The 21,269-nt window shown below is 58.9% G+C and carries 17 protein-coding genes and 1 pseudogene; 11 read left to right on the top strand and 7 right to left on the bottom strand.

The features are described 5' to 3' along the window. Positions 1-59 precede the first annotated feature (59 nt). Both O7B34_RS15955 and O7B34_RS15950 read left to right on the top strand, forming a co-directional pair. Positions 60-1,244 carry a Swt1 family HEPN domain-containing protein gene (locus tag O7B34_RS15955; RefSeq protein ID WP_337146940.1) on the top strand — a complete coding sequence of 395 codons (1,185 nt, stop codon included), beginning with the start codon at positions 60-62 and terminating at the stop codon, positions 1,242-1,244. 33 nt (positions 1,245-1,277) lie between these two features. Further along, the gene (locus tag O7B34_RS15950; protein WP_337146939.1) at positions 1,278-2,222 is read left to right on the top strand and encodes an HNH endonuclease; all 945 of its coding nucleotides are present in this window, start codon (positions 1,278-1,280) and stop codon (positions 2,220-2,222) included. A 52-nt stretch (positions 2,223-2,274) separates the two neighbouring features. Here the strand turns inward: O7B34_RS15950 and O7B34_RS15945 are convergent, their stop codons facing one another. Beyond that, on the bottom strand, positions 2,275-3,177 hold the full coding sequence (locus O7B34_RS15945; RefSeq protein WP_337146938.1) for a S1 family peptidase: 903 nt from the start codon (positions 3,175-3,177) through the stop codon (positions 2,275-2,277). Between the two features lie 527 nt (positions 3,178-3,704). Here O7B34_RS15945 and O7B34_RS15940 point away from each other — a divergent pair. From O7B34_RS15940 to O7B34_RS15925, 4 genes are all read left to right on the top strand, one after another. Then, positions 3,705-4,382 carry a vWA domain-containing protein gene (locus O7B34_RS15940; protein ID WP_337146937.1) on the top strand — a complete coding sequence of 226 codons (678 nt, stop codon included), beginning with the start codon at positions 3,705-3,707 and terminating at the stop codon, positions 4,380-4,382. Between the two features lie 3 nt (positions 4,383-4,385). Next, positions 4,386-5,129 (top strand): PP2C family serine/threonine-protein phosphatase, encoded by a 744-nt coding sequence (locus tag O7B34_RS15935; protein ID WP_337146936.1) that lies wholly within the window; start codon positions 4,386-4,388, stop codon positions 5,127-5,129. Next, the gene (locus O7B34_RS15930) at positions 5,126-7,318 is read left to right on the top strand and encodes a helix-hairpin-helix domain-containing protein (RefSeq protein WP_337146935.1); all 2,193 of its coding nucleotides are present in this window, start codon (positions 5,126-5,128) and stop codon (positions 7,316-7,318) included. Before O7B34_RS15935 ends, O7B34_RS15930 begins: the two co-directional genes overlap by 4 nt. Before the next feature lie 122 nt (positions 7,319-7,440). After that, on the top strand, positions 7,441-7,935 hold the full coding sequence (locus O7B34_RS15925) for a phospholipase D family nuclease (RefSeq protein ID WP_337146934.1): 495 nt from the start codon (positions 7,441-7,443) through the stop codon (positions 7,933-7,935). A 213-nt stretch (positions 7,936-8,148) separates the two neighbouring features. Here the strand turns inward: O7B34_RS15925 and O7B34_RS15920 are convergent, their stop codons facing one another. After that, positions 8,149-8,466: a YMGG-like glycine zipper-containing protein gene (locus O7B34_RS15920; RefSeq protein WP_337146933.1), complete on the bottom strand. Its 318-nt coding sequence runs from the start codon at positions 8,464-8,466 to the stop codon at positions 8,149-8,151. 244 nt (positions 8,467-8,710) lie between these two features. Between O7B34_RS15920 and O7B34_RS15915 the strand changes: the two genes are divergently transcribed. Together O7B34_RS15915 and O7B34_RS15910 are read left to right on the top strand one after the other, a co-directional pair. Further along, complete coding sequence (locus tag O7B34_RS15915) at positions 8,711-10,270, top strand: recombinase family protein (protein WP_337146932.1); 1,560 nt, start codon at positions 8,711-8,713, stop codon at positions 10,268-10,270. Continuing rightward, a complete protein-coding gene (locus tag O7B34_RS15910) occupies positions 10,270-11,094 on the top strand; it encodes a plasmid partitioning protein RepB C-terminal domain-containing protein (RefSeq protein WP_337146931.1) in 825 nt (274 codons plus the stop codon). Before O7B34_RS15915 ends, O7B34_RS15910 begins: the two co-directional genes overlap by 1 nt. Here O7B34_RS15910 and O7B34_RS15905 read toward each other — a convergent pair. Together O7B34_RS15905 and O7B34_RS15900 are read right to left on the bottom strand one after the other, a co-directional pair. After that, positions 11,091-11,432: a hypothetical protein gene (locus O7B34_RS15905; RefSeq protein ID WP_337146930.1), complete on the bottom strand. Its 342-nt coding sequence runs from the start codon at positions 11,430-11,432 to the stop codon at positions 11,091-11,093. The genes O7B34_RS15910 and O7B34_RS15905 overlap by 4 nt on opposite strands. Before the next feature lie 12 nt (positions 11,433-11,444). Next, complete coding sequence (locus O7B34_RS15900) at positions 11,445-11,906, bottom strand: hypothetical protein (protein WP_337146929.1); 462 nt, start codon at positions 11,904-11,906, stop codon at positions 11,445-11,447. Between the two features lie 244 nt (positions 11,907-12,150). On the opposite strand from O7B34_RS15900, the gene O7B34_RS15895 reads away from it, so the two are divergent. Then, complete coding sequence (locus tag O7B34_RS15895) at positions 12,151-12,324, top strand: hypothetical protein (RefSeq protein WP_442920967.1); 174 nt, start codon at positions 12,151-12,153, stop codon at positions 12,322-12,324. Between the two features lie 480 nt (positions 12,325-12,804). Here O7B34_RS15895 and O7B34_RS15890 read toward each other — a convergent pair whose 3' ends face one another. Then, complete coding sequence (locus O7B34_RS15890) at positions 12,805-13,647, bottom strand: hypothetical protein (protein WP_337146928.1); 843 nt, start codon at positions 13,645-13,647, stop codon at positions 12,805-12,807. 147 nt (positions 13,648-13,794) lie between these two features. Here O7B34_RS15890 and O7B34_RS15885 point away from each other — a divergent pair. Together O7B34_RS15885 and O7B34_RS15880 are read left to right on the top strand one after the other, a co-directional pair. Continuing rightward, positions 13,795-15,237 (top strand): annotated as a pseudogene (locus O7B34_RS15885) (YifB family Mg chelatase-like AAA ATPase); the annotation flags it as partial. A gap of 210 nt (positions 15,238-15,447) precedes the next feature. Then, complete coding sequence (locus tag O7B34_RS15880) at positions 15,448-16,278, top strand: acyltransferase family protein (RefSeq protein ID WP_337146927.1); 831 nt, start codon at positions 15,448-15,450, stop codon at positions 16,276-16,278. 330 nt (positions 16,279-16,608) lie between these two features. On the opposite strand, the gene O7B34_RS15875 is transcribed toward O7B34_RS15880, so the two are convergent. Together O7B34_RS15875 and O7B34_RS15870 are read right to left on the bottom strand one after the other, a co-directional pair. Further along, positions 16,609-18,777 carry a malate synthase G gene (locus O7B34_RS15875; RefSeq protein WP_337146926.1) on the bottom strand — a complete coding sequence of 723 codons (2,169 nt, stop codon included), beginning with the start codon at positions 18,775-18,777 and terminating at the stop codon, positions 16,609-16,611. A gap of 284 nt (positions 18,778-19,061) precedes the next feature. Next, positions 19,062-21,104: a hydantoinase/oxoprolinase family protein gene (locus O7B34_RS15870; RefSeq protein ID WP_337146925.1), complete on the bottom strand. Its 2,043-nt coding sequence runs from the start codon at positions 21,102-21,104 to the stop codon at positions 19,062-19,064. Positions 21,105-21,269 lie beyond the last annotated feature (165 nt).

The following is a 21,269-nucleotide window of genomic DNA, read 5'->3' as shown; positions in this document are numbered from 1 at the left end:
TCGGCTTCGTGCTATAGCTCAGCTGCCGGACGGCAACTTTGCGGCAGGAAGCGGTACACATGCGTGATTATCCCTTCAACGACAGGGTGGTGCGTGAGGCGTTTAGGGCATTGGATCAGGGCGAGGAAATGATCCGAGCTTCCCATCAACTCGTCACTTCACAAGATCTGAAACGGGCAGCAATAACAGTAATCGCAGCCCATGAGGCCATCAATGCCAGCTTGGACAATGGCCAACTTCAAACCGCGGTTGCTCGCATTCAAGAGATGACAGCTCCCTTTCGTGACCCTGAATTTATTACAGCGGCTCGGCAGTTGCGCGAGGATTTGAGGAACGGCGTCCTGGCCGTCCAGCAAGTAGTTCTTCCCACAGCCGATGCCACGCATCAGTTGCTGCGGGATATCGCCGAGACGGTTGCGCCCTACTCCGATATGTTCCGCACCGTAGCGCTGTGGCGGGAGTCGATAGCGGAGAGAATGATCGCAATGCGATCGAGGTGGGCGCTCGAAGCACATCTCGAAATATCGGTAGCCGGTTTCGCCCGCCTCGCTCGGCTCAGCGACGCGGTCCATAGCCCACAGCCATATGGAGAGCCTGTCTCTGACCTTGTTAATGGCGAGTTGGGCAGCGGTCGTCTTGATGACGAGACCGCGAAACCGCTTGACGCCGATTCTGACGCCATCGCCGGTGGAATGAATGCTGACTTGATCGCATTTGCACCGAATGCCTACAGCGAGGTGACCTTTTCCGCAGGTTTTCGTTTCAGGTTAACGAAGATCGAGCCTCCGCGCGCTATTGAATCTGGAGATCCCGGCGCCGTCTTCGATCCCACCCACTGGACAATCCTTGTGACGCTTGAGAACGCGTTGCGCACTTTAGTCAGTACAGAACTACGCACTCTTGCAGGAGATGCATGGATTAAACGCCGTGTTCCTGGAGAACTGAGAAAGAGATGGGTCGAGCGTCAAGCAGAAGAGCGTGCATCCGGACGACCAATCTACCACCTGATTCAGTACGCGGACTTTATGGATTTAGCACAGCTTATCTGTCAAAATGACAACTGGCCTTCGTTTTGTCATATCTTCGCCAAAAGGGATGACTTCCGGGTTTCACTCGAACGGCTGCATCCAATCCGCAAAGCGATTGCTCATGGGAGACCAATCGGGCGCGCTGACACATTGGTGCTAGTCAGTGAAGGCACCCGTGTTCTGCGGTCACTGAAGATCGCCCAATTCCTACCATAGCATTGATTTCGTCTGGCGGAGGATACGTTCTAATTGGCCAAACTGACGCGAACCTACACTCTGAAAGTGGAGTTCGATCGCGCCGAAAGATGCATCTATTGCGGCTCACGCGGAGGTGCCGATGGGCTGCGTGTAGAGCACATCATACCCGATTCCATTGGTGGTCGACTGATTTATCCAGGCGCCAGCTGCCACGGATGCGAGCAAGAAACGCATGCATTCGAGGGCCGTGTGGTGTCAGCGGCGTATGGGGATACTCGCGCTATTTTTGGGATGCGACGAGGAAACAAGCGCAAATGGCCCTCTCACTTTTCCGTGTCGGTAAAACGCGGCGATGACACCCACATCGTCCCCGTCACCGAGGAAGACCTTCCAACGGCCAATTGGCTAGTGATTCTAAATCACCGCCCGCCCCTCCTTGACAACAAGCCGGCACTGAACGGGCTTAAGGTAGACCTGGCTTTATGGAGCCCTTCTGGAGATTACTTACAGCGGCTGCAAAAGGTCGGCCCGGGTATCGTCGACGCCGCTAAAACCTTTAATTTCGATGATTTCTTTCGCTTTCTGAACAAAATCGCATACAGTTTTGCTCACGCGACCCTGAGGGGTCAGCTGAATCCGCTGACAAATACCTTTGTATACAGAGACCAGGGTAAACGTGTTCGTCGATATGTCGGCGGAGACATCGTTGGGAGGCGAGACGGTCGAGCTAGCGACATTCACGAATTGGACTTGGTTCAGATTCAGTCGGGCTCGATTCTGTACATCGCAGTTAGGGTGCATCTATTCGCGTTCGCGGACTTTCCAGCCTATGTTGTGATTGTGGGCACCGCAAACGACCTTACAATGGCCCCGGAAGGCGCCACTTACCCTGTCGGCCTGCCTGAACGCTGGATTGATAGACACCTTGATCAGACTAGTGCAATTTCCCCCAATACCGGGGTTCGCTTCCACCTTGGACAAGTAAGGCAGCGATGATGTTGGCGGCGTTGCGCCTGGGTGACTGCTCGGCAGTGTTGCCGCGAACAGGCTAAAGTGCTTGGCGAACCGCCCGCCCGACTTCCGGAAGGCGTCCTAGCCAAGTCGCCCATCCAACTCCATGGTGTTCGTCGCTTGCCTCGAGGGATCGACTAACAATGCCCACTACCTTCCCGTCTGCATTTAACACCGGGCCACCACTCATCCCGCTCGGCCAGTGCGCATCGACCTCGAAAACAGGAGTCCCATTGGCTCGGTCGCGTCCGTTCGGGTGAACCGCGATGACTTTGCCATAGCACGCAAACATTCCTTCCTCCACACGTGTTACAATCCGGGGCAAATGCTCTTTCACGGTGTCGATTTGCGGGTAGCCAATGGCGACAACGTGATCTCCGATTTTGGGATCGTCCGGACTAAGCTCTAGGGGAAGTGTGTGAAGTTCTGCCGATAGAGGCTGGGTTCGCAAGACGGCGATATCCGCTGGCGAGAAGTGCAATTCACCGCGCAATTCCCTTAGAGGATCGTCTCCAGGTTTAATAGGTGTATGGGCTGCGACAATTACGGGAAGATGCTCAGTTCTGATGCCGACTGTCCCAAAGACTACACCCGGGGAAAGAAATGCAATTAACGGTTCATTTTCAGGATACTCGAACTTGGGATTAAGGCCATCACGATCGAGCACTCTGGACCGCCCTCGAAGCTCCGCGATCACGTGATCTGCTGTCAGCAACATGCCAGTACCCGATATTCCAAAGGCAGTCCCTAAGCCTTCCAGTGATCCATCTTTTTGCCCTTGAAAAAGCGGGACGACAGCCTTTCGAACATTGAATGGATCGTGGACTGAAAAGTAGCGTCCTCCCGAGTCGTCATTGTGTCGAGGGGATAGCTCCCAGTTTCGGCGACGAGTGTCGTCGGCCTCAAGCGTACGAACGGCGATCCAGCGGTTGTTGGTCATGTCACCTTCAGAGGTTTTTCCACATATATATTGCAAAAGCGTGGTTCTTGCTTTGAGTTCTGCATCAAGCTCAGCTCGAAGCCAAGCGGGACCCCATAAATACCACCGGGGATCACCCTATTCGGCGTGGTGCGCGCAAGCGCATTCGCGAATGTACTAGTGGACCGGCTCCGATGATGGTTTTATATGGTACACGGCAGGGGGAAATGTCATGAAATTTGGTATGCGCAGACCTAGCTTGCGGCGTAGCTTTGCGGCACGGACATCACAAAAACGCATCATCAAGACAAAGCTAGGCCTTCGCGCACCAAGAGGTTGGGGCTGGATTACAAGTCCGAAAAAGGCCGCCTACAATCGGGTTTACAATCGGATGACGTTCTCGTTCTGGGGTCTACTGGCAAAGCTTTTCCACTGACCTCCCGCCAGGCGGGCAGCGATACTACCCGATCGCAACCGCTGCCCCATGCGCTGACGCATAGCCTCCCATATTTTGAAAACTTGAAATATCTGAAAGAGAAGGCCCAGACATGACCGATCTTGAACAAACGCCCTTTGGCGGCGCTGATCTCATCGAGAATACAGAGCCGCGTTGTCCCTGTCTGCTTCTCCTCGATAACTCCGGTTCTATGACCGGCGAGCCCCTTCGACAGCTAAATGAGGGAATTGCCGCGTTCAAGCAGGCCCTCTCCGAAGACAGCCTCGCGGCGAAGCGCGTTGAGATTGCCATCGTTAGCTTCGGACCAGTACAGACTGTTTCCGAATTCGTGACCGTGGACGGCTTTTACCCGCCGCTACTGCAGTCGGCCGGAGCCACACCCCTTGGCGAAGCAGTTATGCATGGCATTCAGATGCTGCGGGACCGCAAATCTGCTTACAAGGCCCATGGCACCCCTTACTATCGTCCATGGATATTTCTGATCACTGATGGCGCACCGACAGATTCTTGGCAGGGCGCCGCCCAGGCCGTGCATCAGGGCGAGGACAAGAAGGAATTCATGTTCTATGCGGTGGGTGTCGAAGGCGCCGACATGGGCGTACTCAAACAGATATCGGTGCGCGCACCACTTAAACTTAAGGGACTACAGTTCGCCGAGTTCTTCCGGTGGCTTTCCGCGTCGCTCAGCTCGGTTTCGCAGTCGAAGCCGGGTGAACAGGTCCCCCTCCAAAATCCTACAACACCTGATGGATGGGCTGTTGCGGGGTGATCCGTGTCAAAGTGGAAATGGATTGCCGCCTCGCGGCGTGGCACCTCCCATGAACGGTCTGACACACATCGGCAGGATGCCTACCGTTGCGTAGTATCTCGATACGGCAGACTAATTGCAGCGGTTTCAGACGGAGCTGGCAGTGCGTCGCACAGCCGCTACGGGGCTGTCATCACTTGCCGCCTGCTCACTAATCGAGCGCGGGCATATGGAAGGGTGCCTAGTCGGGGACTGTTTGAGGAATGGATCGACGAGTTGCGTGATACGATCGCGACCACAGCTGCCCGCCACGACCTGCAAATGCGCGACTTCGCAGCGACCATGCTTTTTGCAATGTCGGATGCGCGCAGTTTATTCATCGCCCACATTGGTGACGGAGCGATCGTTCGGCAGGATGATCCCGATGGCTTATGGGAATGTGTGTCCTGGCCGGAGTCTGGTGAATACGCTTCCACTACCTTCTTCGTGACAGACAATGCTGGCGTTCGCCTGCGCACGGCCACCTTTGAACATTCGCCACATGCACTCGCTTTATTTTCTGATGGGATAGAGCGGCTTGTGCTCGATTTTGCCAGCCAAACCGCACCATCGGGGTTCTTCGACACCATGAGCAGAGCTATGAAAGACAGCGAGCTGCCGGGAGCTCAACGCGCGCTCTCGCGTCAACTCCATTCCTATCTTGGAACGCCGAAGATCAACGAGCGAACCGATGACGACAAGACGATGATCGTTGCCGTACGCCGATGAACGCGCCCATTATTCACATAGGAGGGCAACCGGTTCCACTCGGCCGCAAAATAGGCAAGGGTGGGGAAGGTGAGGTCTACCAACTAGCAAGCGATCCTGCGAAGGCGGTAAAAGTCTATTTCCAGCCAGATCAGCTGCGCTTCGAAAAAGTCAATGCCATCGTCCAAGCTGGGCTTGCCTCGCGCACAAAGCTCGTCTCGTTTCCGACCGAGATCGCAACTGACAGCAAGGGCAGGTTCCTCGGGTTTACGATGAACCTTGTCAGTGCGTCGAAGCCGCTCCATGAACTCTATGCGCCCAAGGCCCGTAAGCACAATTTCCCCGAGGCTGACTACCGCTTTCTGGTGCGCACGGCGAGGAATGCGGCTGCAGCGGTGGGGATCGTTCACAATGCCGGTTGTGTTGTCGGTGACATCAACCATTCTGGTTTCCTGATTTCCGATCGCGCCCTTGTCGCAATTATAGATGCTGATAGCTTTCAGGTAAGCAGTAACGGGACGAACCATCTTTGCCGCGTGGGTGTTCTGGAATACACTCCGCCGGAACTTCAAGGGAAATCACTCGACCAGGTCGTACGAACCATCAATCACGATGCATTCGGATTGGCGGTGGCGATCTTCCAGTTGCTATTCCTAGGCAAACATCCTTTCGCTGGCCGATACAGTGGCGCCGATGAGATGCCGCTCGAACGGGCGATCGCTGAAGGGCGGTATGCCTATTCAGCTCTGCGGCAGACGGGCATGGCACCGCCTCCCCACGGTCCTCGCCCTTCTATCATGCCCAAGGCCGTAGCAATGGCTTTCGAGCAAGCCTTTACTGCCGACGCCAACCGGGTACGACCGAGTGCCCGCGATTGGGTCAATCTAATTGGAACTATCGAAAGCTCGCTTGTGGTGTGTCCCACACATAAGGAGCACTTTTTGCCAAAAGATGCCGGGTCATGCCCCTGGTGCGCAATGGACAATCAATTCGGCACCGTTCTGTTTCCGCCAGTCTTCCGCGCTAACGCAGTTTCGCCGGCTACAGTTGCCAACTTCGACCTCAACCGGGTTTGGGCAGCGATCGAAGCCGTTGCTTTGCCAGATCCAAAGACCGTCATCCCGCAGCTGCCTTTGCAAGCTGCTACGCCGAGTAACGCCGGGAACGCTGCCGTCAGTGCTCGCTTTGCTAACAGGGCATTGGGCCTGTTGATCCTCGGCGCGGCAGGTGGGCTAGTTGCCTTCGTACCGGCGCTTTGGTGGATTGCGCTTGGCATCGCAGCCTTCGGTCTCAATAGGTTCAATTCTAAACCTGAGGCACTCACCCAAGTCAGCAAGTCGCTCGACCAGAGCCGCAGCATTGTGATCGCCGAGTTAGAGGTCTTTCACCGTAATAGCGGCTCTATCGAGCCTTTCCGTATGAAGGGTGAGTTAGAGCGCGCTAGGCAGGAATATCAGAACCTGTCGCAGCTACAAGCGAAGTGGCATAGCGAGTATCAGGATAGCCGTCGGAAACAGCAGCTAACCGACCACCTCGACCGATTCCGGGTCGATAAGGAGAGAATCCAATCAATTAACCGAGGCCTCGCTCAGACGCTCGTCGCATACGGGTATGAGACCGCTGCAGACATTGATCACAATGTCACAAGGGTTCCTGGGATAGGGGATGTGCGCCGGCAACGACTTCTGGATTGGAAGAGGCGTCACGAAGCAAGATTCGCATTTAATCCAAATCCTACACCCGCCGATCAAGCCGAGAGGCAAAAGATCGACCAGAAAGTTGTGCAAATGCGCAGCGACCTTCAGAAACGGTTGATTTCAGGTGCAGATGCATTGCGCGATGCGATCAAGCGGGTTGAGACTTCGAAGAACAATCCGCATGCAGGTTTGGTAGAAGCCTATCGGCGGTTCGCGGTGAGCGAGGCCGATGCAAAAATGATCGGCATTACCGTGCCGCCGTTCAATCTCGCGCCGCCTGACACGATGTTTGCCAACATCCAACATTCCTCCTCTTACTCGGCAAAGCCCGTTTCGCCCGTAGCGCTGCCTAGCCGAAGTACATCGTCATCCGGAAGCCCGGGCCGAGTCACATGTCCTAAATGCGGATCTCACATGGTGAGCCGCCTTGCACATAGGGGTCGCCATGCCGGCAAACGGTTCTGGGGATGTTCTCGATATCCTTCATGTGACGGTATCAAAAACACTCCCTGATGACTCGGTGGACGCCGAACGCTTGCGGGAATGCCATCGTTACGACTTACCACGGCCGAAAGCGCCGCTACCGCGAGCCATTGAAGAGGCGATAGGGAAATAGGATGCGTTGGGGAGCGACTTTGCTTGTCGTCGGTGGATGCTTAGCCGCAGCCATCATGCCGGCGATTGCTACCGAGGCGGACGTGACCGTTTGCTTTACGCCCGGCCAGAAATGCGAGCCGGAAATCGTCAAGGCGATCGACACAGCCCGGGCGACCATTCGCGTGCAGGCTTATAGCTTCAAGTCGTCTCCAATCATCCACGCCCTGCAACGCGCCGCCCGGCGTGGCGTTGAAGTGTTGGTGATCTTAGACAAAACGAACGACCGGGAATACTCAGCCGCAACGCTCCTATCGGCCTTCAATATTCCGGTCTGGATCGACTACCAGCCAGCTATTGCTCACAATAAGGTAATCATCGTTGACGGGCATTTGGTTATCGGCGGCTCTTACAACTACACGGAGGGGGCCGCATCTCGGAATGCCGAGAACGTAACATTCATCGATTCACGGGCGATTGCCGACCGATACCTCGCAAACTGGGAGAGTCGGCTGAAGGTGTCGAGAGCTTTCTGATTTGTTCCCGCTGAGGTAAAGCATGCGAGCATCATTGGCAGTAATGGCTGTTACGATTCTTGTCGCCGAACCGGCTCATGCCGTTAGCGCTCTTGCTGAGAAGATAAACGAAAATCCCCCCTGTCAGCAATTCAATGACGGGTGCAGCGGACGCACAGCGAACTCGTGTTATGGGAGGGGACAATTATGTCCACCCCCCAGAGCGTGCGGCAATCAATAATTGCCGTTATAATACCGGTCGTCACAAGGCGCGGTGTAGATGCGGCCGTAGCGGTCCTGGTAACGGCAGAGTTGTTCGCCGCGACGCTGCGGGGTGGTAGCAGAGCCGACAACAGCGCCGAGCAAGGCACCGCTAGCTGCGCCGATCACTGTGCTCTTGGTGTTGCCGCCGATCGCCTGGCCAAGCAGCGCGCCGCCGGCGCCGCCGACTAGCGCCCCTGTCGTGGCCCGCTGTTGGCCCTCGGTCTGGGATTGGCAGCCCGAAACGGCCGCAGCCAGAAGCACGGAGGCTATGGCTTTGTAAAAGGTCATGTGAAGTCTCCCTTAATCGTCTGAAATCCCTGTCGATCTTCCCGTGGGGCCGCAATACGGCGGAACGGGGGCGCGTTTCGTCACGATATGCGACATGGTTTCTCGCTGGTTGAAGGTTTCGTCCGAGCCGCATAACGCCGTCTGGAACACCCCATTCGATATAAACTGTCCGGAAGTCCGTAACCTCACGGCAGGCTGAAGCTGCCTAGGCTACAGGCTGAAATCGTTGCTGGCACGAGAAGCTATGGGTAATCCGGGCGTTCCGAAGGCCTCCGCATTAAAACCGACAGTCCGGGCGGCGCAATACGTACGCATGTCAACCGACCTGCAGACCTATTCTATTGCAAACCAGAAAGATGCGATCGCTGCATATGCCGATATCATGGGCTACGAGATCATCGCCACTTATGAGGACGCCGGCAAAAGCGGTCTAAGGATTGGTGGGCGGGTCGGATTGCAACGCCTCCTGGCCGACATCGAGTCAAGACGCGCGGATTTCGAAACCGTCATTGTCTACGACGTCAGCCGGTGGGGCCGCTTTCAAAACATCGATGAAAGTGCTTCTTATGAATATCGTTGCCAGATCGCAGGCGTGCGAATCGAATATTGCGCCGAGCAGTTCGTCAATGACGGCAGCATCGGCTCCGATGTACTCAAGGCTATCAAGCGCAGTATGGCGGCTGAGCAAAGTCGGATGCTATCGCAGAAAGTCTTCATTGGCCAATGCAGGTTGGTTCGGATGGGTTTTTGGCAGGGCGGAATTCCCGGCCTTGGCCTCAGACGCCTGCTGCTGGATAAAGCGGGGCAGCCAAAGGCCATCCTTGCGCGCTACGAATATAAGAGCCTCCAGACGGATCGGGTCATCCTGGTGCCTGGACCACCAGAAGAGATCGCTATTGTCCGGTCGATATTCACTCAGTTCGTGAAGGCACGCAAAACACAACTCGAGATCGCAAGGCTGTTCAACAAGCGTGGAATTTTGACGGACCTGAGCAAGGCGTGGACACGGGAATCGGTACACCATGTTATCACCTGCGAGAAGTACATCGGCCACAACGTTTGGGGTCGGGGCTCATGCAAACTCAGCCGGACGCGTATAGGCAATCCGCCATCTCAATGGGCGCGAAAAGACGATGCTTTCGAAGCCATCGTCGACAAAAAACTTTTCAACCGTGCGCAAGTCCTGGTGAAATCCCAATCTGTTCTCATGAGCAAGGAGCAGATGTTGAAAGCTCTGTCCAAACTTCTTGAAAGGCGCGGTAAGTTAACCCGAGCTATTATTGATGCCGCGCCGGAGTGCCCACCGGCCGACCGATACAACAAGCGGTTTGGCGGTCTTCTGGGCACCTACCGAATGATCGGATACGAGCCTCGTCGGGACGTCACATTCTTCGACGCCAACAAGCGCCTTCGAGCGATGCGGAGGAGCATGATCGATAGTCTTGTCGCTGCAATAGACAATGCGGGCGGTCACGCCGTGCACGACAACGGTGACCTCGTCATTATCAATGGCGAGGTGACGGTCGCAATGGCGATCGCCCGCTGCCACGCAACGACCTATGGCTATCCGCGATGGATCACAGGTGCCGAGCGAAACCCTGCGCCCGACATCTCTGTTTTTATGCGGATGAACCCCGACAATGAGACCGTCAGGGATTACTTGATCGCTCCGACCAGCGAGATCAAATATCTGGTTAGGGGGATGGCAGCAAACAATGGAACAAAGCTCGATGCCTTTCTTTTCACATCGCTTGGGCCGCTCATCGCGCTGGGGGAGCGAGCGGCAGTCGGGGAGCTGCGATAGTGGTTTGGGTCTCGAGTATTGAGAAGTTAAGAAACAGCCAGGGAAGGCACACCAAACTGGCAGATCGACGCCCGGACGAGCCCACCAACGTGTTCACCACTCCAGCTTTCCTCAAGGTTTACGAGGCTGAATGCAAGAGGAAGCGTACCTTCATTCGTGAGGGCGACTTGATGCGGCGTAGCATGGGTAAGATCGCCGCAGCGCTTCGAACTCCGATCGCAGACCAACGATTTCGCGACCTGCTTCTTGCGGAAGATCTCGCGACATTGCCAAGAACACTGGCCATCAGAATTCTGGCTGACGGGCGCGACATGGCGGCTTCGAGCGCTGTTCATCGGCCCGTCCCAGGTGCTGTCGGCAGCGAGCTTGTCGGCGGCATTGCCCCAGAGGTAGTTGAGCTGTTCCAAAATTGTTATCTGCCGCCCAAGATTTTTGGCGTGCTGCGAAAGCTGGCTCCTGCCCGACAGCTTGAAGTTGCCAAGCTTATGGTCGCCATGAACAGGGTAACCTATAACTACGCGAAGATGGCCACGGCCTTGAGTTCACAGACGCAGCTAGCCGATTCATCGAGCCCAGAACGCAGGTTCGCTGGCCTGACCGACGCGCAATTGGCAGCGTTGAAACGCCAGTTCGCCAGTCTGTGCAACCGGTTTCGGAACACAACGGAGCAGTATGGAGCTCTGGCACTTGAGCTTGTCGCAGCACGCGAATATCTCAAGGAGCTAATAAACAATGTGCGCGTCGTTCGATATCTTGCGCAGAAATTCCCCGAGGCCCTTTCCGAATTTCAAAGGGCGACCGAGCCTAACCAACCAGCTGGTTAGCCACGTCGTTGACGTGGCGGCGCAGACAGTGTTCCTGGTCGGCACCTATCCGGCCATTTCCCTAACAGCGGCGTTCCATCGTTCTCAATCGCCGATATGCCTTTGATTGGAATCAGTGACAGCTCTTCAGTCTTGCGCTTACGTCCAGCTTTCAGCGCTTCGATTTCGTCATCACGCCTCGCGATGCGGCTTTCCAAGTTCGCGATCCGCTCTGTCAAAAAGTAGCGGCCAACGATGAACCCTCCGCCTGCAAAAAGAACTGCGAAAGCCATGAAGGCTATGGGGTTGGCGAACACCAAAGCCGCATTGGCCTGGAAGAAGTCGATCAGGTCGTGCACTTTCCAACTCCCTCAGTTCCGTGGAAGCTTGTGGATCTCAAGTCGAACCGGGCCTCCTCGGTCGCAACTCGTGCAGAACAGCGCGCGTTCGATGGTGCTAAAAAGCGCGCCTTTGCCATATCGCCGGATCAGCCCGGCCGGCTTCACCTCGGCATGATGCGAACATTTTGTGCACCAGGCCCGCAAAGTGTGCCACTCACGGAGGTCGCCAAGGGAGACGTCCAAGCCAGCGTGAACGCTGCCATCGATAATCGTTTGCGGGGGAATTACGACCTCCCCTGGTGTGACGATCTTTTCCATGACGTGACGACTGTTGTAATGGATCAGCAACATGCCAGGCCGGCGGCGTATCGAGGCCTGCCATGCGGCCTGTCTGACGCAAGAATCCGACGAACGATTGATCGTCTCGGCAAGCGTAGTCTCCTCGCGGTCCCAAACCTCGATGCGGAAATTGTCCTCTGCTGAGTCCGCCATTGCTTTGCCTATACGCGCGTTTGCGGCGCGTCCCCATAGCCCTTTTCTGCTGTATCCATTCAGAGATAAGGAACATATTCCTCTCCCGTCAAGGCCGGCATTGACTTTTCGTTCCTGTTTTGTTCGAAATGATTTGCCGACCTTGGCCTCACGCTCTGCTGCCTTCTACGCCAACCGCTCTTAGGCGTCGTCCGCCGCGCGCTTGCGTTCTATGTCCAACAGCACCATCAGAGGATGGAAATTCGTGTCAGAGGACGAAGCGATCGATGCGGCAGTGAGCGAATACGGCAAAGATCAGACGACGTCGGTCGCGTGTTGTGCATTCGTGGCTCAGGGCGATTCAGACAGGGCCGGATACCGGTTTTGGTTTGACCTGTTCCTGAAGCTCGCCAAATCGGATCACGCAGGTTGGGCGTAGGGCTCAGACTCAGTCTTCGGCTCAAGCAGCTTGCAAAGCCTTTTAAGCCCTTTATCGTTCATCTACCAACAACAGCAGACGGTGGGGATTCTCTTGGCAGAAAGCAAATCAGGTAGGCGGCCAACCAGGCGAAAAGTCGGCCGCAATTCATGGCAAAACATTCGTGCGGATGGGACGACGAGCTCAACATCTACGCGGTACGGCAAAACTACAGTAACTAGCCGATCTGACGGGAGTACAAAAAACACCCATAATGAAGGCGGGGGCCTCTACACTGTGACAGAATATAAAACTCCGTGGAAGACGTCGAGAAAGCGAAAATCTGGAAAGGAAAAATTGCCCGGAATCGCTGTTATGGTGACCATCTTGGCGATTGTCTGGCTAATTGGTCACCTGATGGCTGGCAGATCATAATCGTCAGGCATCTCAGGGTAGGGAGACCGAATACCGAATAATTTTTGATGGCGTACGACCAAAACTTTAGAGGGCCAAGATCGACTGGAGCCACCCAAGAGGTTCCACTTTCTCCCCTATGTCGGCAACAAACTCCTGACCCCTGCCAACAGTAGCGAGGAGGTCGTTCGAATATCGGTTGGATGAATGAAAGGTTAGACCTGTTCCACCTCTATGTGGGTTGAGCCAGTCAGGAATGCGCCATACCGACTTCATTTTGCTCTCAGATGCGGTCAGAATATAGGCTTCTTCCAACGTCCCAAATCCAGGAAGATTTGAGCTGGGCAACAACGATAGCCGTTCTTCGGCAATATAGACGGTATTTTGAAGCACCTTCGGAGAGACCCCGAATGTCTCCCATCCGTCCCGAAGATGGGCGTGGTCAGACAACCATGGGTGCTTAGTTCGAATCCCCTTTGCATCGTCTGCAACCGAAACAACTTCAGCGACCTGCAGCCAGCCGAATATGGCATGCTGAGGTTTTCCGAGATAACGCCAGCACCCCGCCTGCCTTTCAACTTCTTGAAACAGCCCGAAAAAGAGAAACAGGTCACCCGGGCCGACCCCCCGGTTTCTAAGGTGCGATTGCGCCTTACCGACTTGTCCAAGCGCACCGCGCCATCCGATTGGCCTCGAACCCTTCGTCACAGCGGCATCAATGTCCGGATCAAGGTGGCAGAATGCGTCGCCGTTAATCCGGCCCCGGGTAAGATCGCAAACGAGTTGAAAAACGGGCTCGCGAAGGTCGGAGAACCTAGTGTGCTGAAGTGTCGTTGGTATCGGAAAGCTAAGCGGCCTCCCGCTTATGATCGGACTTGGCACACCTCCTGCCACTCCGTCGAACCCTTTTCTGCTGAAGACGATCTTCATGACCTTATGTCCCTACAGAATCCTCTCGTCGTATAGTCAGGATGCCAACGAATCGCTACCCGCGCTGCTGCTCATCCTGACAGGCGAAAAATTACCACTGACGCGTCCAATGGTCTCCAAGACAAACTTAAATTAATCCGCCTCGTTATCCACATCGTCGGCCTGCCGGACAAGGCGGTGGCCGAGAGCCGCGAGCGGGTCCAGGCGGCCCTTCATGCTTCCGGCCTGTCGATGCCGTCGAAAAAAGTAACGATCAATCTGGCGCCCGCGGATTTGCCCAAGGAAGGCAGCCACTACGATCTGCCGATCGCGCTCGGCCTGATGGCGGCCCTCGGCGCCATTCCGGGCGACATGCTGGCCGGCTATGTCGTGCTCGGCGAACTGTCGCTCGACGGCACGATCACCGCGGTCGCCGGTGCGCTGCCGGCGGCGATCGGTGCCAATGCCGAGGGCAAGGGCCTGATCTGCCCCTTCGCCTGCGGGCCGGAAGCGGCCTGGGCGGGGCGGGAATTCGACATTCTGGCGCCGCGCAGCCTGATTGCCATAGCCAACCATTTCCGCGGTACGCAGGTGCTGTCGCGCCCGGAGGCCGGCATCCACGCCTCGGCGCGCGACCTGCCCGACCTCGCCGACATCAAGGGCCAGGAGACGGCGAAACGGGCGCTCGAAGTGGCGGCCGCCGGCGGCCACAATCTCTTGATGATCGGTCCGCCCGGCTCGGGAAAATCGATGCTGGCGCAGCGTCTGCCGTCGATCCTGCCGCCGCTGGCGCCGAAGGAATTGCTCGAAGTCTCGATGATCGCCTCGGTGGCCGGCGAGCTCGGCGAAGGCAAGCTGACCGACCGGCGACCATTCCGCGCCCCGCACCGTTCGGCCTCGATGGCGGCGATGGTGGGCGGCGGCATACGCGCGCGGCCGGGCGAAGTGTCGCTCGCCCATCACGGCGTGCTGTTCCTCGACGAGTTCCCCGAATTCACGCCGCAGACGCTCGATGCGCTACGCCAGCCGCTTGAGACCGGCGACTGCATGATCGCGCGCGCCAACCACCGCGTCACCTATCCGGCACGCATCCAGCTGGTGGCGGCGATGAACCCGTGCCGCTGCGGCATGGCCGGGGAACCCGGCTATCGCTGCCTGCGCGGCGAGCGCTGCCGCACCGACTACCAGGCGCGCATCTCAGGCCCGCTGCTCGACCGCATCGACCTTCGCATTGAAGTGCCGGCGGTTTCGGCCAGCGACCTGATCCGGCCCGACCGGGCGGAAAAGAGCGCCGATGTGGCGCTGCGCGTCGGCCGCGCGCGCACCCTCCAGCGCGAGCGCTTCGAACGGCTCGGCGTCAACAGCGCCACCACCAACGCGCATTGTTCTCCCGCGGTCATCGAAGCGATCGCCATGCCGGACGCCGCCGGCCTGTCGCTGCTCAAGGACGCCAGCGAAAAACTCGCCTTTTCCGCCCGCGCCTACCATCGCGTGCTGAAAGTAGCACGCACGCTCGCCGACCTAGACGCCAGCGAGGCTGTCGGCCGCATCCATCTGGCCGAAGCGATTTCTTATCGGATGAGTGCGGAGCGCATTGCGCAGGCGGCGTAGGCTCGATGCTCGCGACGCGCTTCGTGCGGTGGGCGAGCGCGCGATATTTGTGTTGGAGCCAAGATCTGGTTATCTCGGTACAAATGTAAAAGGTTAATTATCGAACTTCTGTTAGCTGCCTGCTTTAGCGCTCGAAGCGTTCGGATCATGGCGCGGCCTTGACGGCTGGTTGGCGCCCAGCGGTCACTAAGTTCTCTCAGGTTTTGCAACATGCCCTCTTCGAGAAGCAGCATCGACGGACTTCGGACCGACCAACTGGACGGCCTCAGATTTCTGGCGTTTGCAATGGTGTTCTTCAGCCATTTTTCGGCGCCTGCCGAATACAGCTCGGTTGTCATGGTTCAGAAACAGGGATGGGTCGGGGTCGAGATATTCTTTGCCCTATCCAGTTTTTTGCTCTTTCGGCTCTTCGAACAGGAGCGGGCCAGAACTGGAAGAATTTCCATCTCGCAATTCTTCGTGCGGAGGCTGTTACGCATCTATCCGCTGATGGTGCTCTTTCCGCTTGCGATGCTGCTTGCCTATGGTCCGCAGAACCCGGCTGCCTATGGATGGCTTCTTGGTCTGGTCTCGTTTGTCGGCAACTACATCGCCTGGTTTCCGGACAATTGGTCGTCGATCCGATACACAGCCCAGCTCTGGTCTCTGCCCTATGAGTTCCAAATCTACCTGCTGCTGCCGCTTCTGTTCCTCCTGTATCTCAGCGTTGGAAGGCACGCCCTTGCGACCGGTTTGCTTTGCGTTCTGCCATTGTGTCTGCTTGGGAGGGTGGCGTTCGCGTTGAGCGGAGTGGCAACTCAGGCGGTCTATATGACGCCGCTCTTGAGACCTGAATCGACAATCGTGGGAATCCTCGTCGCAATGGGCCTGACTAGAAGACTCCCGCTGCCGCTGGTCGCGGCTGTATTTCTCTTGAGCGGGATAGGGCTGGTTTTCCTGCCCTATATCCACACGCCCGTCGGATCGGTTCTGGCCTACCTCCCGGCCGGGCTTTTTGCCGGCTCGCTGCTTCACATCGCGCTTTACGCGCAAAACGCGTAAAGGCCGAAGGAAATCGTCCCAAGATAGGCCAGCGGTGGCCAGCGTAGCAGGTGGGCGACGTTTTTCCACGCCTGGTCATTCGACCAAGGCAAGGCCCTGCTCCAGCTGGCCCACATTCCGGAAAACTACGCCACCACCTGCCTGGCAGGTCTGGCACACTGTGTTCTGGCGGCAACGCTAAGCTACCGTGTCCTGGAGCAGCCGCTTCTCCGGCTGAAGCCACGTCGCAGCCATCCTGAACCCGTCCAAGACGATGCGGTGGCGGCAAACGCGTGATCTTGCACAGCTACAGCGCATCTGCGGCGGACCATGCCGAGATGGCGCACCAGTTCAGCCCTGTTTCGCCTTCAGCTCCAGCCGCCGCTTATGCAGGACCGGCTCGGTGTAACCATTTGGCTGGCTTGTTCCCTTGAACACAAGGTCGCAGGCGGCCTGGAAGGCGATCGAGCTGTCGAAGTCCGGCGCCATCGGCCGGTAGAGTGGATCGCCGACATTCTGCAGATCGACGATCGCGGCCATGCGCTGCAGCGAATCCCTGACCTGGATTTCCGAGCAGACCTTGTGGCGCAGCCAGTTGGCGATGTGCTGCGAGGAGATGCGCAGCGTGGCGCGGTCTTCCATCAGGCCGACATCGTTGATGTCGGGAACCTTGGAGCAGCCGACGCCCTGGTCGATCCAGCGCACGACATAGCCCAGAATGCCTTGCGCGTTGTTGTCGAGCTCACGCTGGATCTCGTCAGGCGTCCAGTTCGGCCGAACGGCCACCGGCACCGACAATATGTCGTCGAGCTTGGCCTTCGGACGACTCTTCAGAGCCGCCTGGACGGCATGCACATCGACCTTGTGATAGTGCGTGGCGTGCAGCGTCGCCGCCGTCGGCGAGGGCACCCAGGCAGTGTTGGCGCCGGCCTTGGGGTGGGCGATCTTCTCGACCAGCATCGCCGCCATCAAATCGGGCATCGCCCACATGCCCTTGCCGATCTGGGCATGGCCGGCGAGCCCGCATTCGAGACCGGTGTCGACATTCCAGGCCTCGTAGGCGGAAATCCAGGCGGCCTGCTTCATATCACCCTTGCGGATCATCGGGCCGGCTTCCATCGAGGTGTGGATCTCGTCGCCGGTGCGGTCGAGGAAGCCGGTGTTGATGAAGACAACGCGCTCCCTGGCGGCGCGGATCGCCTCCTTGAGGTTGATTGTCGTGCGCCGCTCCTCGTCCATGATGCCCATCTTGATGGTGTTTGGGGCCATGCCGAGCAGGGCTTCGACGCGGTCGAAGATCTCGACGGCGAAGGCGACCTCCTCCGGCCCGTGCATCTTCGGCTTCACCACGTACATCGAGCCGGCGCGGGAGTTCATCCGCCGCCCTTTCGGCCCAACATCGTGCAGCGCGATCAGCGCCGTCATCGCGGCGTCCATGATGCCTTCCGGCACCTCGCTGCCGTCGCGGTCCAGCATCGCCGGATTGGTCATGAGATGGCCGACATTGCGCACCAGCATCAACGAGCGGCCAGGCACGGTGAGCGTGCCGCCGGCGGGCATGGTCCAAGCGCGGTCGGGGTTGAGCTTGCGAATAAAACTCTTGCCGCCCTTGGTGATCTCTTCGGCCAGGTCGCCCTTCATCAGGCCGAGCCAGTTGCGGTAGACGACGACCTTGTCCTGTGCATCCACAGCCGCGACCGAATCCTCGCAATCCTGGATGGTGGTCAGCGCTGATTCCAGGATGACGTCGGCGATGCCGGCCGGATCGGTGCGGCCGATCTGGTTGGCGCGGTCGATCAGGATCTCGACATGCAGTCCGTTTTTCAGCAGGAGCACGGCTTGCGGATTGGCGGCGTCACCGCGATAGCCGACGAATTGTTTGGGATCGGCCAGCGTCGTCGAGCCGGCGCCGGCGCCGAGCTTCAGGGCGCCGTTGGCCACCGACAGGCCGTTAACCCCTGCCCATTTGCCAGAGGTGAGGGGCACCGACTGGTCGAGAAAATCCTTGGCCCAGGCGATGACCTTGGCGCCGCGCGCCGGGTTGAACCCCTTGCCCTTCTGCGCGCCATCCGTTTCGGGGATGGCGTCGGTGCCGTAGAGCGCGTCATAGAGCGAGCCCCAGCGCGCATTGGCGGCATTCAGCGCATAGCGCGCGTTCATCACCGGCACGACGAGCTGCGGTCCGGCGACGACGGCGATTTCCGGATCGACATTTTCAGTCGAGACACTGAAGGCCGGCCCTTCCGGAACGAGATAGCCGATCTCCTTCAGGAACGCCTTGTAGGCGTCCATGTCGATGGGCGCGCCATTGTCGCGGTACCAGCCGTCGAGCTTTTCCTGCATGGCGTCGCGTTTTGCGAGCAGCGCCCGGTTCTTGGGCGCGAGATCATGGACGATGGCCGAGAAGCCGTTCCAGAAGCGCGCCGCTTCGATGCCGGTGCCGGGTAGCGCTTCGTCGACGACGAAGTCATGCAGCTCGCGGGCAATGCGCAATCCGGCGATCTCGATGCGATCGGTCATCAGGCTACTCCAGATGAAAGCTTTGCGGGGCGTTTGGCATGTTTGGGGTTGCGGGGTCAATTCAGCTTAGGGTGAAGGTGGGCGCATCCTTCCTTCTCCCCTTGTGGGGCCCGAAGGGCGGGCGAGGCCCGTGACTCGTCCAGGGGGGTGGATCGGCGCGCTAGCGCCGAGACGGATGAGGGGTGTTCCAGCGGGAGTGAGACGCTGGCGTTCCCTGGAACACCCCTCATCCGTCGCCTTCGGCGACACCTTCTCCCACAAGGGGAGAAGGGAAGAATGCGCCCTCAAACCGCGATCCTTGGCCTGCCCGAGGCCACCGCCACGACATGCGCTTCGATGAACATACGTTGGGCCTCCACTGTCGAGACCCGGAACTCGGTCGCCACGTCGATCTCGGCGCTGTCGGTGCCGGCATCAAGGGCCCGCTGGGCGACAATGGCGCGGACATCCGCCTCGGCGGCGGCGATCGCCGCCGCCTCGTCGAGGAAATCGCGCACCGTTTCACCCGAAGCCAGGCGAAACAAACCCTCCTTGGGCTGGCTGACACGCGCCTCGGCCGAGACCCTGACCTGGCCGACGACGGCGCCAAGCGCGTTGGCGACATCGGTATCCCGGGGCACCACGCAGTCATTGCCGACCAACGGCGCCAGGCCGGCGTAATGCAGGGGGGCCGAAGCGCCTAGCCCAATGACCGGACGGTCGAGCGCGACGCTGAGGCGGGCGATGCCGGGATGGGCGTCGACGGCGCGCTGCACCAGCGCGTGCGCCACGGTCGCCGCGCCATCGAGCCCGTCCTCGGCAAAGGCGGTTTCCAGGATGTATTCGGCCGACCATCGCGTCAGCGTCACCAGCACCCGATCCGAGATCGCTTCCGGGGAGGCCGCGATCGCCTGGCCACGGCCATCGCGCCTGCGGGCGAACAGTTCGGCGCCAAGGCGGGCGGCGGCGGCGTCCCAGTTCGCCTGCTTGCCAAGCACATGCGCGGCGTCGGACGGGGTGAAGCCTGAGATATGCACCAGCCCGCGCGAGACCAGCCGGTTCAGCGTGGCATTCTGGGCATTAGAGGTCAGCAGCCTGTCGAGGGCGAGCGGTGTCGCGCCGATCGCCTCGTAGAGCTTTGCCTCCGGGGCGGTCAGCCCTGCGGCGAGCCGGTCCGGCACGCCGGTGCGGACCGCGAAACGGCCATCCATGCGGCCGGTGTTGGGGGCGCGCAACTGGCGTTCGAGTTCCGCCGTCACCGCCTCGCCATGCGCCATGCCGGCCAGCGCCAGCGGCACCAGGCGGCGCGGCCCGAGCAGGATTTTCGGATTGAGCGCGCCGTCCTCCAGCGTCACCTCGGAATCGCCGCCGAGGCCGAAAGTGCGCATGGCCACCGCCTCGACCATGGTGCGGAAGCCGCCGACGGTGGCGCCTTCCGGATCGAGCCGCGGCCGGCCGCCATCGAGCACCGCGACATCCGTGGTGGTGCCGCCGATGTCGGAGACCACCGCATTGTCGAGCCCGGTCATGTGGCGGGCGCCGACCAGGCTGGCGGCGGGACCGGAGAGGATCGTCTCGATCGGCCGCTGGCGGGCAAACGCCGCCGAAACCAGCGCGCCATCGCCGCGCACCACCATCAGGGGCGCTGCAATGTTGCGCGCCTGAAGGAACCCCTCGGTCGCCGCCACCAGCCGGTCGATCATCGAGATCAGCCTGGCATTGAGCAGCGTGGTGAGCGCACGGCGTGGCCCGCCGAGCTTGGCCGACAATTCGTGGCTTGATGTGACCGGCAGGCCGGTCCTGTCGCGGATCAGCTCGCGGGCGGCGATCTCATGCGCGGGATTGCGGGTGGCGAAATAGGCGCAGACGGCAAAGCCGGACACCGACGCGCCGAGTTCCGGCAGCATCGCCTCCAGCCCGGACAGGTCGAGCTTTGCCGCGTTGCCGTGCACATCATGGCCGCCGGGACAAAACACCACCGGGTCGGTGCCGAGTGCCGTCTTCAGCCCATCACGGGCAAGATCGGCCTCGGAAAAACCGATCATGACCAGCGCCACCCGGCCGCCCTGCCCCTCGACCAATGCGTTGGTGGCGAGCGTCGTCGACATCGAGACCAGCTTGATGTCAGCCGGATCGGTGGCCGCCTTTTCCAGCACCGCGTCGACGGCACCCGAAATGCCGACGGCCAGATCATGCCGCGTGGTCAGCGCCTTGGCCTTTGCCAGCACCTTGCCCTTGTTCGGCCCCTGCTGGGGACCTTCGGTCTCGGACCACAGCACGGCATCGGTGTAGGTGCCGCCGGTGTCGATACCGAGGAAGAGAGGGGCGGGCTTGGTCTTGGCGGTCATTTTGGGGCGAAAGTCCGGGGAAATGGTTTGGTTGCCTGCCCTTAGCCGATACGGGCTCGCGGATAAAGCCGGGAGAGGTGGGCCAAGGAACGCGGCACTGGCGCGGTGGAGAATTTATTGAAAGGTTGGCGTGAGGCGCCCCCCTCTGTCCTGCCGGACATCTCC

The sequence above is a fragment of the Mesorhizobium sp. Cs1299R1N3 genome, assembly GCF_037179625.1.
Classification (GTDB): domain Bacteria; phylum Pseudomonadota; class Alphaproteobacteria; order Rhizobiales; family Rhizobiaceae; genus Mesorhizobium; species Mesorhizobium salmacidum.
This window is presented reverse-complemented; position numbering and strand designations above follow the sequence as displayed.